Origin of the sequence: Halomonas sp. 111 (assembly GCF_052379685.1) — a bacterium.
Taxonomy (GTDB): Bacteria; Pseudomonadota; Gammaproteobacteria; order Pseudomonadales; family Halomonadaceae; genus Vreelandella; species Vreelandella citrativorans.
In genome coordinates this window covers 100,780-116,335 of the sequence record NZ_JBQSYV010000008.1, presented here as the reverse complement: position 1 = coordinate 116,335, position 15,556 = coordinate 100,780, and the positions used below count along the sequence as shown (strand labels likewise).

Sequence of the window (15,556 nt, the reverse complement as noted above, 5' to 3'; positions counted from 1 at the left end):
TCCATGTCGATCACGGCACATCAGGTCGTTACGTTGCACTATGTGCTTAGCGATGTTTTAAGCGATAACAGTGAGCAGGTATTGGATGATTCACGCGCCCGCAATAAGCCCCTTGAGTATTTGCATGGTCACGACAATATCGTGCCTGGGCTTGAGCGCGCACTAGCTGGCCTAAAGGCCGGTGATGAAGTAACGGTGACGCTTTTACCTGAAGAGGCCTATGGCCTTCGCAATGAAGGCCTGGTACAAGAAGTCGGCCGTGGCTCGTTTGGTAACGCTGACTTAACGCCGGGCAGTCGCTTTCAAACCGAAGGTGAGGCCGGGCCGCAAATTGTAACGGTAGTGAGCGTGGCAGGAGACCGAGTTACCGTAGATACCAATCATCCGTTGGCAGGGCGTACGCTGAGCTACCAGGTAAACATTCTGGAGCAGCGTGAAGCAACGCGGGCGGAACTGGCAAAAGGGCATCCGCTTCCACCTGGAACCGAGCATGCCAAGGTAGAGGATCGTAAAGTGCTTTAAGTTGAGCTGCGTTAAGCGCGTCTCAGCGTGGGTGTTTAAAGGCTGTATTAAAATGACTTAAAAAGGTTCGTGGCACCTTCTTAAAATTTGACCCAAGTCAGAGACTGATAGACTGCGGCTCGATAAGATGATGACCAGTTAGCGCACAGAAGCCGCTTTAGGCTGGGGAGTCCCAAGCGGTGTGTCAGTGACCAAAATGCGAGTATTGTCACTCATTTTCTTGGTTAGTAGGCGCGTGGCGACGCCCGTTATTGATGCAGCATGCCACGCAAGCAAACGCCTGCTAAGCCTTGCGTCAGGGGAGGGGGTTTACTTTAAGAAGTAAGCTTCCTTTTTACCGGCCCACTGGGCCGGTTTTTTTTGTCTGCGATATAGCGATGAGTACGTACAAGCGTTGTTAAGCCTGTGCGCTTGTTAAGTCGCGAGGATCACCGCCGTGTTGAAACACGGCGGCGGGACGAGATGCTGCTTTACTGAGCCGTGGGGTGTGCGCTGGCTTTTTCGAGCAGGAAATCGACAATGTCATCTGCTGGAATCATGGTCGCTTCACTGTCACGGCGGCCCTTGTATTCAAGCTCGCCGTTATCCAGGCTACGGTCGCCAATTACCAAACGATGAGGAACGCCCATGAGTTCCAAATCAGCAAACTTAACGCCTGGGCGTGTATCGCGGTCATCAAGCAGTACATCCAGGCCTGCAGCTGTTAACGCTTGGTAAAGACGCTCTGATTCTTCGCGAACGCGCTGGGATTTATGCGCATTCATGGGCACCAGCGCGACCTGGAAAGGTGCAATCGCGTTAGGCCAAATAATACCGGACTCGTCGTGGTTTTGTTCAATCGCTGCCGCCACTACACGAGTAATGCCAATGCCGTAACAGCCCATCCACGGATGGCTGGTTTTGCCGTTGTCGCCCAGCACGCTCGCATTCATGGCTTCAGAGTATTTTTGACCCAGCTGGAACACGTGGCCGACTTCAATACCGCGCTTGATCGACAGCGTGCCTTCACCATCCGGTGATGGGTCGCCTTCAACCACTTTACGTAAATCGGCGACCTGGGGCAGGGCAACGTCGCGCTCCCAGTTAATGCCAAAGTAGTGCTTGCCATCAATATTCGCGCCCGCGCCAAAGTCACTCATCAAGGCAACGCTGCGGTCAATGATGACCGGCATTTTAAGGCCGATAGGACCTAGTGAGCCAGGCCCTGCGCCTACAGCAGCACGAATTTCCTCTTCGTTTGCCATGGTGAGTGGCGTCGCTACCTGAGGAAGGTTTTCTGCCTTGACTTCATTAAGCTCGTGGTCGCCGCGCACCAACAGCGTAATCAACCCGCCTTCAGCAGCATGAACCATCAATGTTTTTACGGTTTTTTCGATAGGCAGCTTAAACTGCTCAACCAGTGCTGCGATGGTTTTGGCGTTGGGCGTCTCTACAACGCGCATTTCTTCACTGGGCGCTGCGCGCTGTACATCGCTACCTAACGGTGCCGGTAAGGCTTCGGCTTTTTCCATGTTGGCGGCGTAGTCAGAGGCATTCGAGAACACGATATCGTCTTCGCCGGAGCTTGCCAGTACATGGAATTCGTGAGAACCGGTGCCGCCGATAGAGCCGTTATCCGCAATCACCGGGCGGAAGTCCAGCCCCAAACGGGTAAAAATTCGCGTGTAGGCGTCGTACATGGTCTGGTACGTCTCTTGCAGCGACGCTTCATCCAAATGGAAAGAGTAGGCATCTTTCATGATGAACTCGCGCGAGCGCATCACTCCAAAGCGTGGGCGGATCTCATCACGGAATTTGGTTTGGATCTGGTAGAAGTTAATCGGCAGCTGCTTATAGCTTGCTATCTCTTTGCGCACCAGGTCCGTAATGACTTCCTCATGGGTCGGGCCTACGCAGTAGTCACGATCATGGCGGTCTTTTACGCGTAGTAATTCAGGGCCGTACTGCTCCCAGCGACCAGACTCCTGCCATAGTTCTGCCGGCTGAACGGCGGGCATCAGTACTTCTTGGCCACCGGCACGGTTCATTTCTTCGCGAACAATCGCTTCTACTTTACGCAGTGTACGCAGACCCAGTGGGAGCCAGGTGTACAGGCCAGAGGTCAGGCGGCGAATCATCCCGGCACGCAACATCAACTGATGGCTAATGACTTCGGCGTCGGCCGGGGTTTCTTTTAACGTAGCGATTAATAATTGGCTGGCGCGCATGGGAGATAGCATTCCTTGATAGTATAAAAGCCGCTGGTTTAGCGTTGAATGAGGCTATTGTACGGCTTAGCGGTTAGCGCGGCAAAATACTGCCATCAGCATGCCCGTCATCCAAGGGGCTGTTTATGTTAATATGAACGCGTTTTCACATGTGCTCGCGGGCAGTTTTTCTGTAAAGCTATCTTTTAAAGCTACCTTTTTGCCTGCACGCTGTTTTAAATTTTTGAGAGAATCTTGATGAAGCAAACTGTACGCCGTTGGTTATCGGGAGCCGTTGTGGGCGCCTCCATTATTGCATTGACTGGTTGCGGCACCCTGTTTCATCCAGAGCGGAAAGGCCAATTAAGCGGCCAAATTGACCCGGTAGTGGCCATTGCCAACGGTGTGGGTCTTCTGTTTTTCATTGTTCCCGGTGTTATTGCCTACGCGGTCGACTTTTCAAATGGCACGATCTACCTGCCCAGTAATAACAGCGCTTCTGTCGATGTTCTACACCTTGATCGTGACTTAAACTTGGCATCACTTGAAAAGTTGTTGTCCGACAAGGCGGGCCAGCCGGTTAGCCTGGAAAGCGAGCTGGTAATGATTGAAGAAATGAGCAACCTTGAAGAAGCGCTGGCAATGGTGCGGATGTCGGGTGTGATGGATGAAGAGCGCCTGGCGACGATGTAACGTTTAAAGCCCTACATCAACAAACCTTCATTGAAAAAAACGAGATCCCAAGGCTGCACTGTAAGCCTGCTTGGGGATCTCGTTTTTTATTGGTTGTTGGTTGCTGGTTATTAATGATTAGTTATTGGTTGGGCGCCGTCAGCTTTAAGGTGATTAAACCCGCGATTAACCCCCAAAATGGCCCCGCAATACCCAATAGCGTAATGCCTGAACCGGTCAACAAGAAAGTGACGATGGCGGCATCACGATGTCGGCTATCGGCAAAGGCACTGGCTAGCCCGCCTGCCAGTGTGCCAAGCAGCGCGATACCCGCCAGGGCAATCACCAGTGCGCTGGGTAGGGCGTTAAACACGCCGGTCACCGTCGCGCCAAAAATCCCCATAATGGTATAAAAAATGCCAGCGGCCATGCCTGCCGTGTAGCGGCGCCGTGGATCAGCGTGGGCATCAGGGCCTATGCAGACAGCGGCACTGATCGCCGCCATATTGAGCGCAAAGCCACCAAATGGTGCAAGCAGCAGGCTTGCGCCGCCTGTCCAACTGATAAGCGGTGAGCTGTCAGGTTGATAGCCTGCTGCGCGTAAAACTGCCACGCCCGGTAGATTTTGGGTCGCCATGGTAATGATAAAAAGTGGAATACCCACGCCAATCAGGGTCGTTAAGGAGAATGCAGGCGCAGTAAAAACGGGCATGGCCGGAGTCAATGGAATATCGTTTAAATTGATTTGCCCCTGCGCAAATGCAAGCCCCAGCCCGGTGACGAGTACGCCGGGTACCGCAAGGGTGGGCCATAAGCGACGGCCTGCTATCCAGGCGGCCAGCATAACGAGTGGGATTAGCCACTGTGTCTCGATAACGTTAAACAGCCCCAGTCCAAAGCGCAGCAGAATACCGGCCAACATGGCGGCTGCTATCGCGCTTGGTATATAGCGCATTAAGCGATCAAACAGCCCCGTTACGCCGCATAGCGTAATAAGCAGCGCTGAGAATAGAAAAGCGCCAATAGCTTCATCAAGCGGAATACCCGGCAAACTAGTGGCCAGAAAGGCGGCGCCTGGCGTCGACCAGGCGGTTAGCATTGGCATACGGTAACGCAGCGAAAGCCCGAAGGAGGTAACGCCCATGCCTATGCCCAATGCCCAGAGCCAGGAACTGATTTGCGCTGCGGATGCGCCGCTAGCCTCTGCGGCTTGAAAAATAATCGCTGCTGAACTGGTATAGCCAATGACGACGGCAACAAACCCAGCCGTCACCGTTGATAGGCTAACGTCCCGCCAGGCCGAGTAGTGTGGCCGTGGCGAGGTGGCATGCCCTTCGCTGGATGGCGCCTCCATGGTATCTCCTCGCTAACGCTTATTATTAAATGTGCGTTATAGCGCACAGTTGTGTAGGCTACCACCGTGCGTTATAGCGCACAACGCCATTAAGAAGGCCTTACCCTAAAGAGATATGCGCCGTTTAAGGAACTCTTGCTCATGAGCTTGAGTGGCGATACGTAGCTAAAAAAAGCAATAGAACATGCCGGCCCGAAGGGCTGGCGAAGTGAAGGTAATTAATTATCAGCACGGACAGACCCTCATGGCGGTGCCGATTAAATGCGTGTGTCGCTTTGACGAGTGAGTCAGTAAACTTCTTTTATGGCGTTAAAGGGGAGCCCTATGGCGAGTGAAGTTCACACCATTGCTGAACATATAGCCAGCACGGTTAAGCAGTTACGTAATAAACAGGGCTGGAGCCTGGACCGCACAGCGGCTGAAACAGGCGTAAGCAAAGCCATGCTAGGGCAAATCGAGCGTGGTGAGTCGAGCCCGACCGTATCAACGCTGTGGAAAATCGCCAGTGGCTTTCGAGTGTCGTTTTCTACCCTATTCGACAGCCAAAAACCGGTTCAGGGCGAGCTACGCCGGGATAGCGGAGAGTCGGTATGGGGAGATGACAGTGCAGGCATGCAGGCACGGCTGATTTTCCCTTATGATCCATTGTTGGGCTTTGAAATGTTCATGATTGAGCTGGCGCCCGGCGCGATCAGCGAGTCAGCGCCGCATGCCGAGGGCGTGGTAGAACATATTGTGGTGGTTGAAGGGGAGATGGAGCTGCGCATTGATGACCGTTGGCAAACGCTAAAGGTAGGCGAGGGGCTGCGCTTTTTTGCTGACCGCCCCCACGCCATGCGCAATGCCACGGCCACGCGCTTACGCTTTCATGATGTGATTCACTATTTGCCGGGTGCGGCTTCTTCTGCTTGAGTGCGCAGCCAGCTGATTTCTTCAGGCCAGATGTCAGGCTCTACGGTTTCTAAAATCATGGGGATTCCATCAATGCGGGCATCCTGCATGATAGTGGTAAAGGCAGGCAGGCCAATATTGCCTTTTCCCAAACTGTGGTGGCGATCAACCCGGCTGGCAAACGCACTTTTGGCATCGTTTAAATGCATACCGCGCAGATACTCAAAGCCTACGATGCTGCCAAGCTCATTTAAGGTTGCCTGTGTCGCTTCGGCGGTTCGTAAGTCATACCCCGCCGCAAACGCATGGCAGGTATCGATACATACGCCAACGCGTGACTTGTCATCGACATGGCGAATGATTTCCGCCAAGTGCTCGAAGTGCCAGCCAAGGTTAGTGCCTTGCCCAGCGGTATTCTCGATAACGGCCGTTACGCCTTGGGTATGCACCAGCGCTTCGTTAACCGATTCCGTAATACGTTTTAAGCAATCCGCCTCGCTGATTTTGTTTAGATGGCTGCCGGGGTGAAAGTTAAGTAGCGTCAGCCCTAGTTGTTCGCAGCGCTGCATTTCATCCAAAAAAGCCGCACGGGATTTCTCAAGCCCCTCGGCTTCCGGGTGCCCCAGGTTAATCAGGTAGCTATCGTGGGGAAGAATTTGCTCTGGGCCAAAGCCATGCTGGCGACATGCGGCTTTAAAGGCCTCAATTGCCTTATCGGTTAACGGCTTGCCTTTCCACTGGCGCTGGTTTTTAGTGAATAGCGCAAAGGCATTAGCACCTATTTCCACCGCACGTTGCACGGCCTGGTCGGCTCCGCCCGCTGCGCTAACGTGCGCACCTATGTATTTCATGCCCCCCCCTTTGTATTTCATGACATCCCCCTGATGACTCTATTTTGAACGCTGGTTATCCAAAAAACGTTTAAAAATAGCAGGTTCGTCGGTAATCACGCTAGCAATGCCCCATTCCCAACGGTTATTAAAAGCGCTTGGGTCATTCGCGGTGTAACACAACAGTTGATAGCCCGCCTGGTGCATGGCATCGGCCTGGTCGCGCTTTAAGCGTGGCCAGTGGGGGTGAATGCTGAACGCATCAACCGCCTCGCAGAGGGCGCGCCACTCCCTGGGCGTGTTGCCAAACAAGACTCCCAGCGCCAGCTCTTCTTTTGGCGCCAATGTGCGGCAGTGTTTAAGTGCATCTACATCAAACGAAGATACAATCAGGCGTTCTGGCGATAGGGCATCGCGCATGTCTGGTAGTATGCGATTAACCAATTCGATTGGGTCGCGGCCTTTATTGACTTTTATTTCCATATTGACGCCCATCTCCAGCTCATTGAGCAGCGCCAGCATGGCCTCCAGACTGGCCATTTTTTCACCCGCAAAGGCATCGCCAAACCAACTGCCGACATCCAGAACGTTGGCCTGTGGCCAAGTGAGCGTGTTGAGGTTCCCCCGCCCATCAGAGCAACGGTCCACTTCTGCGTCATGCCAAATCACGGGGGTGCCGTCGCCCAGTAATTGAACATCCAGCTCAACCCAGCGGGCACCTGCTTCATACGCGGCTCGTACGGCGGCTAGCGTGTTTTCAGGGGCGGCGGCGGAATAGCCGCGGTGAGCAATTAGGGTAGGGAGGGTAATAGCAGGGTGGGTCATCGCACATCCATAAGGCGTCACAGATTGAGTAAAATCAGTCTAGCATGCGCAAGTGACATCAGCGTGTCAGGTCAATCGCAGTGAATGCCGCTCGCTTAGAACTAACGGCTTGATTTCTGATGCCTAAAGCGTTTGGATAGCCGCTAGCTCGTTTACAAAATGTCTGTTTGTCAAAATAAAGTACAAGGAGTTTATATGTCTCAGCGTATCGAGTTTGCCCGTACCGGCGGTTCTGAGGTACTTGAAGTAGCGACGGTTACTCCGACAGCGCCCAAGTCAGGTGAAGTGCGGGTCGCCAATAAAGCCGTTGGCCTCAACTTTATTGATATTTATTTTCGTACCGGCCTTTACCCAGCACCGTCGCTGCCTGCGGGCTTGGGTACTGAAGGCGCGGGTATTGTTGATGCGGTTGGCGAAGGGGTTACTCATCTAAGTGTTGGGGACCGCGTTGCCTATGCGCAAGGCCCGTTAGGCGCGTATGCGGCGCACCATACGCTGCCGGCTGAAAAAGTCGTCAAACTGCCTGACTTCATCGATTTTGAAACCGCCGCGGCGAGCATGCTTAAAGGCTTAACCGTTCAGTATTTGTTACGTCAAACGCATGAACTCAAAGGTGGCGAGACCATCTTGTTCCATGCCGCAGCGGGTGGTGTAGGCTCGATTGCCTGCCAGTGGGCCAAGGCGTTAGGTGTGAAGTTGATTGGTACGGTTAGCTCTAAAGAGAAAGCCGACTTGGCGCTGGCAAATGGCGCATGGGCGACCATTAATTACACCGAAGAAGACGTTGTTGAACGCGTCCGCGAGCTTACTAACGGTGAGATGTGCGATGTGGTTTATGATTCGGTGGGCAAGGACACGTGGGAGATGTCGTTAAACTGCCTGAAGCCTCGCGCGTTAATGGTCAGCTTCGGTAATGCCTCCGGCCCGGTTGATGGCGTTAATATTGGAATTTTGAATCAGAAAGGGTCGTTATTTGTTACCCGCCCCAGCTTGAACGGTTATGCCGACACGCGCGAGCGCCTGGAAATGATGTGCAAAGATTTCTTTAGCATGATCGAGAGTGGCAAAATCAAAATTGATGTTGCCAACCGCTACCCGCTGGCCGATGCGGGTAAAGCCCAGGATGCACTCCAGAACCGTAAAACAACCGGTTCAACCGTACTGCTGCCCTGATCGGTAGCGAGCAACAAAAGCCGCAAACGCGGCTTTTGTTGATTTTAGCTTTCAGACTAGCTCCTCTTTACTGCTTATTTGTACCTTTTTCAGATTACCGTTCTGGGAAGCGCAGCCAATGTGTCGTCCCTATGCGGCTTTATCAGCAGTTCCAGCCGGTCGGCTATTCTCTAACGTTTGCACACGCTATACGTCTGTATAGATACCGTCTAATGTGTGAAGGTTCTTCTCATTCTTTACATGGGTTGTGGTTTACAAAGGCAAGCCGGAAGGGGTAAGTAGGCCGGGTAGCGTTACAGGGGATGATTCGCATGGCGATGGAAGCAATCGGCTTGGCACCCAGCACACTGATATTTATCGTGCTGGGATTAACGTTGGTAGCGTTCGTATGGGGGCGTTTCCGCTATGATTTAGTGGCATTAACGGCGCTTTTTGCATCGGTGATGCTAGGGCTTGTTCCGGCTGATTCAGCGTTTGCCGGGTTTGGTCATCCCGCCGTCATTACGGTGGCTGCCGTGCTGGTGTTAAGCCGTGGTTTTGAGCGTTCTGGCGTAGTGGATATTATCTCCAACCAAGTGCTCAAGGTGGGTGACCGACTGATACTCCAGCTTTTAGCGCTAGTAGGAACCGTGGTGGTGTTGTCCGGCATTATGAATAATGTGGGGGCGTTAGCGCTATTGCTACCCGTTGCCATGCGGCTTGCCCGCGAACATAACACGTCTCCTTCCCTGCTTTTAATGCCGCTCGCGTTTGGTTCGTTGCTGGGGGGCTTAACCACCCTGATTGGCACACCGCCCAATATTATTATCTCCAGCTACCGTGGCAGTGTAACCGGGGAAAATTTTGGCATGTTCAGCTTTTCCCCTGTCGGGGTTGCGGTAGCTGCTGTAGGCCTTGTGTTTATCGTGTTAATTGGCTGGCGCTTAACGCCTAAACGCAATGCGAAGTCATCAACTGAAGAGATGTTTGATACCGCCAATTATCTGGTAGAGCTTAACGTTACCAAGGACTCTAAAGCCAACGGCTTAACGCTGCCGCAGTTACGCGATGAGCTTGAGGAAACCATTCCTGTATTGGCCGTAGTGCGCGACGATAACCGTCGGGCGGGCTACTCCTTTCATGGGATCTTGCAAGAGGGCGATATTTTACTGCTTGAGGCGGGCCCGGATGATCTAAAGCTGCTTGAAGATAAAGTAGGGTTGAGTGCGGTTGCGGAGCCTGAGGAGAAGGATGAAGATGCCTCAAAAGAGGATGAGGGCGAAGCAGACAGCAGTGAGGGCCGGCAGCCGGTGGATACCGAAGGGCTGCAACTGATCGAAGCGGTCGTGCGTAATGATTCGATGATGAATAATCGCAGTGTCCGACAGCTGCGATTAAATCAACAGTTTGGTCTACATCTGGTGGCGGTTGCTCGTGACGGTAGTCGTTTGAAGCAGCGCTTGCGGGATATTCGTTTTCAAACCGGCGATGTACTGCTGCTTCAGGGCAGCGAGAACGAAATTAGTGATAGCCTTTCTACCTTAGGCTGTTTGCCGTTGGCTAATCGGGAGCTGCAGTTAGGCCAGCCGCGTAAGTTGGTTATCTCAATCGGGATTTTTGCGCTGGCCATTGTCGCGATGCTGCTGGACCTTCTGCCCGCAGCGGTCGCAATGGGCTGTGCCGCGCTTATTTCGCTATTAATTGGGGTATTGCCACTGCGGGATGGCTACCAGGCCATTGATGGCCCTGTGATTGTACTGTTAGCCGCCATGATACCCGTAGGGGAGGCCTTGGAAACCAGCGGTGGAGCCACGATTGTAGCGAACATCTTGCTAGAGTTTGGCGCGCAGTGGCCCATCTTTATTTCCTTAATCGGCCTTTTCGTACTCACCATGCTACTTTCAAATGTGGTCAATAATGCTGCCGCCGCATTGTTAATGGCACCGATTTCCGCCAGTTTAGCCCAAGGCTTTAATGTCTCTCTTGATCCGTTTTTAATGGTGGTCGCGGTGAGTGCTTCATGCGCGTTTTTAACCCCCATCGGCCATCAGTCCAATACACTGGTGCTGGGGCCTGGCGGCTATCGGTTTGGTGATTATTGGAAACTAGGCTTGCCGCTTTCGATTGTTGTGCTGGTGGTTGCCCTGCCGGTTATTTTGTGGGTATGGCCGCTGTAAGTAACGACAGCAAAAGATAGTGCTCGGTGGCCCCTCCGTGGGCCACCGAGCTTTGTTGAGCTTCGTCGTGTGGATCAGGGCTATCAGATTTTGTTACCCTATTACGCTTGGCGATAAATAAAAGTGAACAGGCTAAGCCTATGAATCAACAATACCGTCAGGATGCGATTGTCGAGCTGGTTCGTCAGCACGGTTATATGAGCATTGAGCAACTGACTGATCATTTCGCAGTAACGCCTCAAACGATTCGGCGCGATCTCAATACGTTGGCGAATGAGGGCCGAGTGAGGCGGGTGCATGGTGGCGTGGGAATTGAGTCAAGCACCGTTAATACGGCCTACAGCACACGTAAAACACTCCATCTTGAAGAGAAAGAGCGTATTGCTCATTGTCTGGCGCAGCATATTCCTAATCACTCATCGCTGTTTATCAATATTGGTACCAGCAATGAAATCATTGCCCAGGCATTGCTGGAGCATCAAGGGTTGGAAGTGATCACCAACAACCTGAACGTTGCCGCTATTTTGCAGCATAAAGAAGACTTTAACGTCATCATTGCGGGTGGCCAAGTGCGCTCTCGGGATGGCGGCATTATCGGTGAAGCCACCATCGACTTTATTAATCAGTTTAAGGTCGACTACGGCATTATTGGTATCAGCGGTATTGATGAAGATGGCTCTTTGTTGGAGTTCGATTACCAGGAAGTACGTGTGGCCCAAGCGATCATTGCTAATTCGCGACGCGTGTATCTAGCCGCGGATTACTCCAAGTTCCATCGCAACCCTGTGGTACGCCAAGGGAATCTTTCCCAGCTGGATGCGTTGTTCACTGACCGTAAGCCTCCCGAGTCTATCCAGCAGTTGCTAACCCAATATGATGTGGCGCTCTATATCGCCTAAACGGGTCAAGGCTGCTTTGTAGAGGTATTTTCGTACTTGAGCATCAATAAGGCTTAGCGTAGCCTTATTCATAATAAAGCGAAAATATTCACCTCAAAGCGAACATCTAATGTCCCGTTATCTACTTTCTATTGATCAAGGTACCACCAGCTCCCGTGCCATCTTGTTTAACCGACAAGGGGAAATTGCGGCCGTTGCCCAGCAAGAGTTTACCCAGCACTTTCCCCGTGATGGCTGGATTGAGCATGATCCTGAAGATATTTGGGAATCAGTAGTTGCGACCTGCAAAGAAGTGCTGGTGAAGGCCAGTGTTTCTGCGGGTCAAGTGGCGGGTGTGGGTATTACCAATCAGCGCGAAACCACGCTGCTGTGGGACCGCGCAACAGGTAAGCCACTTTATAACGCGATTGTATGGCAGGATCGGCGAACGTCTGATACCTGCCAAACGCTGCGTGAAGCTGGGCATGCCGATAGCGTTCAAGCAAAAACCGGCCTGTTAATTGATCCCTACTTTTCGGCGACGAAACTGGCGTGGTTGCTTGAGAACGTGGAGGGTGCCCGTGAACGCGCTGAGCGTGGCGAGCTGGCATTTGGCACTGTAGATAGCTTTCTGATTTGGCGGCTGACAAACGGTAAGCAGCATGTCACCGATGCCACCAATGCCTCACGCACGGCGCTTTTTAACATACACACCCAGCAATGGGATGAGGATTTGCTGGCGCTGTTCAACATACCTGCCAACCTGCTGCCCAGTGTGAAAGACTCCAGCGATGATTTTGGCATGATGGAGGCAGAGTGGTTAGGGGCTGAGCTACCGATTGCCGGTGTGGCGGGCGATCAGCAGGCAGCGCTAGTAGGGCAGGCATGCTTTACGCCGGGTATGGGGAAAAGCACCTACGGCACCGGCTGCTTTATGATTGTAAACACCGGTGACACGCCCGCACTTTCGCGTAATCGCTTGTTGACCACCATCGGCTATCGGCTTAACGGTAAGCCCACCTATGCGCTGGAAGGCAGTATTTTTGTCGCAGGCGCAACCGTACAGTGGCTGCGGGATGGCTTGAACCTGTTTGCGGATGCGGCTGAAACCGAGGCGCTTGCCAAAGAGACCCGGCTGGGCCATAGCGTCTATTTGGTACCTGCCTTTACGGGGCTTGGGGCGCCGCACTGGGACCCTAAAGCACGGGGAGCAATCTTTGGCCTGACACGGGACACCGGTATTGCAGAAATCGTTGCGGCAGGCTTGCAGGCAGTCTGTTATCAAACTCGCGATTTACAGCACTGCATGAACGACGATATGGACGCCACACCAAGCAAACTGCGTGTGGATGGCGGCATGGTTAAAAACAGCTGGCTGATGCAGTTTTTGTCCGACATGCTAGATGTTGAGGTGGATCGTCCTGCTATTTTAGAAACCACTGCACTGGGAGCAGCGTACCTGGCAGGCTTACGCTTAGGCTGGTATGACTCTTTGGAAGAAATTGAACAGCTCTGGGACTGTGAAAAGAGCTTTATACCGACCATGGAGGATGCGTCTCGCGAGCAGCTGTACCAAGGCTGGCTGGATGCCGTGTCGCGCGTACGTTCCGGCGAATAAGGCCATCACGTAGCCATCGTAAGGTGGCTGCGTGCACTTCTTGATTCTCTTCTTGTTGTAAGCTTTTAACACATTTAACCCTGGGCGGCGGCCAATGTAGTCAAGCTACAACGGGGCGTGCGTCCAATGATGCATTGTTGGCTGATCGTTCATGAACCATAGTCAGGGCATGGGATGGAGTGATGCCTCGTTACCCCGACACATCGCACTATGCCTTGCCATATAACCTTTGTGCGTGCATACAGCAGGCGCTAAAGAGCGAAGATTTTATCTGTTTTTTTGACCGTTCGCAGTCACCGAACCAGGTGCTTATCCGACCTGGCATGAGTAGCAATGCCACCATACGTATAGGGCGGCTGGCTTTGCCAACGAAAGCCCTTTGTGAGACCGGCAACGGATAACCATACCATGAGGTACTGAATATGAACTGTATTGAACTAAGCCAGCAAGCTAACCAGATTGCCAGTACATTTAGCAAACAGGACCTGGCTAAACTGGTACTTGCGCTTAAAGATAGCCCGAGGTCGCTTCAATGTGCCGTGGAAGTGATCGATACGCTCGATAGTCGGTCTGGCTGTACGCTGGATGAAGCCTGGGATGAAGTGTTGGCAGGCGACTCGCAGCTACAGGTTGCCAACGAGGAGTAAGGCGTTAAACGCTTAGAAGCTTTGGGGGTGAATGTACACAAGGCTCCCTTAAAAGTTTTAAGGGAGCTTTTTAGCACGATAATTGGGTTATGTCCGTTTGGTTATGTGCTTTTAGCAAGCACTAGGCGTCTGCTGTTGCTTGTTGAATCGCCTCGCCAGAATTATTTTCGAAGTAGGCATTAAATCGTTCATCGGCCTGGTCACCGAAAAGCATCCGGCAAGCCTCTTTAAGCCCTTCAGAGTGGCGTAGCTGCTCATGACGCACCACAAGCGATATTTTGGCCCGGCGGCGCAGGAAATCTTCCAGTTCAGTGATCATTTCATAATCGCGGGCGTGTTCAAGCTCAACGCGAATATATTCGGTACCTTCAATAAGCAAGGCGGCCTGGTCATGGTCTGCTTCGATTTTTTCAAGCATCGCAAACGCTTTATCCGCGTAGCGGCGCCACAGGCGTTTTGTCAGTAGCTCTGAAGAGGTGCTGGGCGTCATCGCATCAAGGCCGATACGCTCGGCCTGAGCCATAAATTGCTGCTTAACAGAATCAGCAGGTTCGCCGTACCACTGGAACCTGGGGTTGGTTAACGTCACGCCTAGCTGGGTTACCGCATCCGCAATTTCATCACCGACGTTTAAACAGTCGGTGAGCTTGCCACCAAAGATACTGATATGTGCCGTATCGTCATGTGTATCAATAATGTGCTTGCGTGAGAGCTGCAGGAAGTCACGGTCACTGCCCTGGTTGGCCTCGACGGCCAAGGGGCGCACGCCACAGCGTGTTGAAATAATATCGTCAGGTGTCAGGGGCTTCTCAAGCGTTAAGCGCTTGTTAATGTTCTCCAGCACGAAGCTTACGTCTTCATCGGTCACTACCGCATCAGGGTGGTCCATGTGCGTATCGGTAGTGCCGATACAGGTACGATTGCCCATGGGGATAACAAAGAAAAGCCGCCCATCATCAGCAAAAAACGCCAGTACACGCTTTGACTCTGTTAACTGCGGCACGATTAAGTGGATGCCCTTTGAGTAAAGGTGCTGGTGCGATGTCTGCTGGTTGGTCAGCTTGTTATGATGATCTACCCATGGGCCAGCCGCGTTAATCAATACCTTGGCTCGTATCTCAAACGTGCTGCCATCCATGGTGTTGCGGGCTTTCGTTACCCAAATGCCGTCTTTGCGCTCAGCACCCAGCGACTCCACATAGTTGGCGGCTGTCGCACCGAAATCGAGCGCGTGGCGGATAAAATTAAACACAAACCGGGCATCATTGTCGTGCAGGTAGGCATCCGAATACTCAAAGCCGCCCACCGATGTATCGACATTAATGATCGACTCTTCTTGCTTGATGTTTTTTGGCGAAAGCAGGCGGGGCGTTTTGGTAAAACCATTTCCCATTAACCAGTAAAGCCAGGTGCCTGCCCAAAGATAGCGAGGGGAGTGGCGAAACCCTTTGGTAATCGTGGTGAGAAAACGTATTTCCTCAACCGTGGAAGGGTAACTCTTGATCAGATGATTGCGGCTTTTACAGAGTTTACGCACCAGGCCAAAGTCATTGCTTTCCATATATTTGATGCCCCCCCACACCAGGTTGGAGGAGTGCATGCTGGTGCTGCCTGCAAAGTCGCCACGATCAATCAAGGCAACTTTGGCACCTTTGCCTGCCAGTGCCGCCGCACTGGCCGCGCCATTAATACCGCCACCAATTACCAGCGCGTCAAAGGTGGTACTTGTCAATTGACTAACGTTTTGTTCACGCAGGGTCATGATAGCCTCATTAATGGGAAATTAGGTTTGATAACCAAAGCA

13 protein-coding genes are annotated in these 15,556 nt (G+C 52.5%); 8 read left to right on the top strand and 5 right to left on the bottom strand.

All coding sequences use genetic code 11. The annotated features are described in order from the left end of the window. Nucleotides 1–3 precede the first annotated feature (3 nt). Entirely contained in the window at nucleotides 4–522 is a 519-nt protein-coding gene (locus tag ACT3T7_RS08080) for an FKBP-type peptidyl-prolyl cis-trans isomerase (protein ID WP_444622145.1), read from the top strand. Between the two features lie 470 nt (nucleotides 523–992). Here ACT3T7_RS08080 and ACT3T7_RS08075 read toward each other — a convergent pair whose 3' ends face one another. Then, nucleotides 993–2,729, bottom strand: coding sequence for a proline--tRNA ligase (locus ACT3T7_RS08075; RefSeq protein ID WP_172116484.1), 1,737 nt, complete (start codon nucleotides 2,727–2,729; stop codon nucleotides 993–995). 237 nt (nucleotides 2,730–2,966) lie between these two features. Between ACT3T7_RS08075 and ACT3T7_RS08070 the strand changes: the two genes are divergently transcribed. After that, complete coding sequence (locus ACT3T7_RS08070; protein ID WP_087105633.1) at nucleotides 2,967–3,401, top strand: hypothetical protein; 435 nt, start codon at nucleotides 2,967–2,969, stop codon at nucleotides 3,399–3,401. A 121-nt stretch (nucleotides 3,402–3,522) separates the two neighbouring features. On the opposite strand, the gene ACT3T7_RS08065 is transcribed toward ACT3T7_RS08070, so the two are convergent. Then, nucleotides 3,523–4,734 carry a benzoate/H(+) symporter BenE family transporter gene (locus tag ACT3T7_RS08065; RefSeq protein WP_444630617.1) on the bottom strand — a complete coding sequence of 404 codons (1,212 nt, stop codon included), beginning with the start codon at nucleotides 4,732–4,734 and terminating at the stop codon, nucleotides 3,523–3,525. A gap of 324 nt (nucleotides 4,735–5,058) precedes the next feature. Here ACT3T7_RS08065 and ACT3T7_RS08060 point away from each other — a divergent pair, with 324 nt between their 5' ends. Next, nucleotides 5,059–5,646: a helix-turn-helix domain-containing protein gene (locus tag ACT3T7_RS08060; protein WP_193056347.1), complete on the top strand. Its 588-nt coding sequence runs from the start codon at nucleotides 5,059–5,061 to the stop codon at nucleotides 5,644–5,646. Here ACT3T7_RS08060 and nfo read toward each other — a convergent pair. Both nfo and ACT3T7_RS08050 read right to left on the bottom strand, forming a co-directional pair. Then, nucleotides 5,616–6,476, bottom strand: coding sequence for a deoxyribonuclease IV (nfo, locus tag ACT3T7_RS08055; RefSeq protein WP_444630616.1), 861 nt, complete (start codon nucleotides 6,474–6,476; stop codon nucleotides 5,616–5,618). The two genes, ACT3T7_RS08060 and nfo, sit on opposite strands and share 31 nt — an antisense overlap. Before the next feature lie 39 nt (nucleotides 6,477–6,515). Beyond that, nucleotides 6,516–7,280, bottom strand: coding sequence for a glycerophosphodiester phosphodiesterase family protein (locus tag ACT3T7_RS08050; RefSeq protein WP_444630615.1), 765 nt, complete (start codon nucleotides 7,278–7,280; stop codon nucleotides 6,516–6,518). 195 nt (nucleotides 7,281–7,475) lie between these two features. Between ACT3T7_RS08050 and ACT3T7_RS08045 the strand changes: the two genes are divergently transcribed. The 5 genes from ACT3T7_RS08045 to ACT3T7_RS08025 all read left to right on the top strand — a co-directional run bounded on the left by ACT3T7_RS08045 (nucleotide 7,476) and on the right by ACT3T7_RS08025 (nucleotide 13,752). Continuing rightward, nucleotides 7,476–8,453 carry an NADPH:quinone reductase gene (locus ACT3T7_RS08045; RefSeq protein WP_444630614.1) on the top strand — a complete coding sequence of 326 codons (978 nt, stop codon included), beginning with the start codon at nucleotides 7,476–7,478 and terminating at the stop codon, nucleotides 8,451–8,453. A gap of 311 nt (nucleotides 8,454–8,764) precedes the next feature. Beyond that, a complete protein-coding gene (locus tag ACT3T7_RS08040) occupies nucleotides 8,765–10,609 on the top strand; it encodes an SLC13 family permease (protein ID WP_444630613.1) in 1,845 nt (614 codons plus the stop codon). 140 nt (nucleotides 10,610–10,749) lie between these two features. Beyond that, nucleotides 10,750–11,508, top strand: a complete 759-nt coding sequence (locus ACT3T7_RS08035) for a DeoR/GlpR family transcriptional regulator (protein ID WP_087105625.1) — start codon at nucleotides 10,750–10,752, stop codon at nucleotides 11,506–11,508. 109 nt (nucleotides 11,509–11,617) lie between these two features. Beyond that, nucleotides 11,618–13,105, top strand: a complete 1,488-nt coding sequence (glpK, locus tag ACT3T7_RS08030; protein ID WP_444630612.1) for a glycerol kinase GlpK — start codon at nucleotides 11,618–11,620, stop codon at nucleotides 13,103–13,105. Nucleotides 13,106–13,527: 422 nt separating this feature from the next. Next, on the top strand, nucleotides 13,528–13,752 hold the full coding sequence (locus tag ACT3T7_RS08025; RefSeq protein WP_172116492.1) for a hypothetical protein: 225 nt from the start codon (nucleotides 13,528–13,530) through the stop codon (nucleotides 13,750–13,752). Nucleotides 13,753–13,873: 121 nt separating this feature from the next. Here ACT3T7_RS08025 and ACT3T7_RS08020 read toward each other — a convergent pair whose 3' ends face one another. Then, nucleotides 13,874–15,514, bottom strand: coding sequence for a glycerol-3-phosphate dehydrogenase/oxidase (locus ACT3T7_RS08020; protein WP_444630611.1), 1,641 nt, complete (start codon nucleotides 15,512–15,514; stop codon nucleotides 13,874–13,876). Between the last annotated feature and the right edge of the window lie 42 nt (nucleotides 15,515–15,556).

What these genes read in the sequence shown, in the direction of transcription:
- nfo (WP_444630616.1), bottom strand. Translation starts at nt 6,476, where the DNA reads ATGAAATACATAGGTGCGCACGTTAGCGCAGCGGGCGGAGCCGACCAG.
- ACT3T7_RS08035 (WP_087105625.1), top strand. Translation starts at nt 10,750, where the DNA reads ATGAATCAACAATACCGTCAGGATGCGATTGTCGAGCTGGTTCGTCAG.
- ACT3T7_RS08075 (WP_172116484.1), bottom strand. Translation starts at nt 2,729, where the DNA reads ATGCGCGCCAGCCAATTATTAATCGCTACGTTAAAAGAAACCCCGGCC.
- ACT3T7_RS08020 (WP_444630611.1), bottom strand. Translation starts at nt 15,514, where the DNA reads ATGACCCTGCGTGAACAAAACGTTAGTCAATTGACAAGTACCACCTTT.
- ACT3T7_RS08025 (WP_172116492.1), top strand. Translation starts at nt 13,528, where the DNA reads ATGAACTGTATTGAACTAAGCCAGCAAGCTAACCAGATTGCCAGTACA.
- ACT3T7_RS08040 (WP_444630613.1), top strand. Translation starts at nt 8,765, where the DNA reads ATGGCGATGGAAGCAATCGGCTTGGCACCCAGCACACTGATATTTATC.
- glpK (WP_444630612.1), top strand. Translation starts at nt 11,618, where the DNA reads ATGTCCCGTTATCTACTTTCTATTGATCAAGGTACCACCAGCTCCCGT.
- ACT3T7_RS08080 (WP_444622145.1), top strand. Translation starts at nt 4, where the DNA reads ATGTCGATCACGGCACATCAGGTCGTTACGTTGCACTATGTGCTTAGC.
- ACT3T7_RS08050 (WP_444630615.1), bottom strand. Translation starts at nt 7,280, where the DNA reads ATGACCCACCCTGCTATTACCCTCCCTACCCTAATTGCTCACCGCGGC.
- ACT3T7_RS08070 (WP_087105633.1), top strand. Translation starts at nt 2,967, where the DNA reads ATGAAGCAAACTGTACGCCGTTGGTTATCGGGAGCCGTTGTGGGCGCC.
- ACT3T7_RS08060 (WP_193056347.1), top strand. Translation starts at nt 5,059, where the DNA reads ATGGCGAGTGAAGTTCACACCATTGCTGAACATATAGCCAGCACGGTT.
- ACT3T7_RS08065 (WP_444630617.1), bottom strand. Translation starts at nt 4,734, where the DNA reads ATGGAGGCGCCATCCAGCGAAGGGCATGCCACCTCGCCACGGCCACAC.
- ACT3T7_RS08045 (WP_444630614.1), top strand. Translation starts at nt 7,476, where the DNA reads ATGTCTCAGCGTATCGAGTTTGCCCGTACCGGCGGTTCTGAGGTACTT.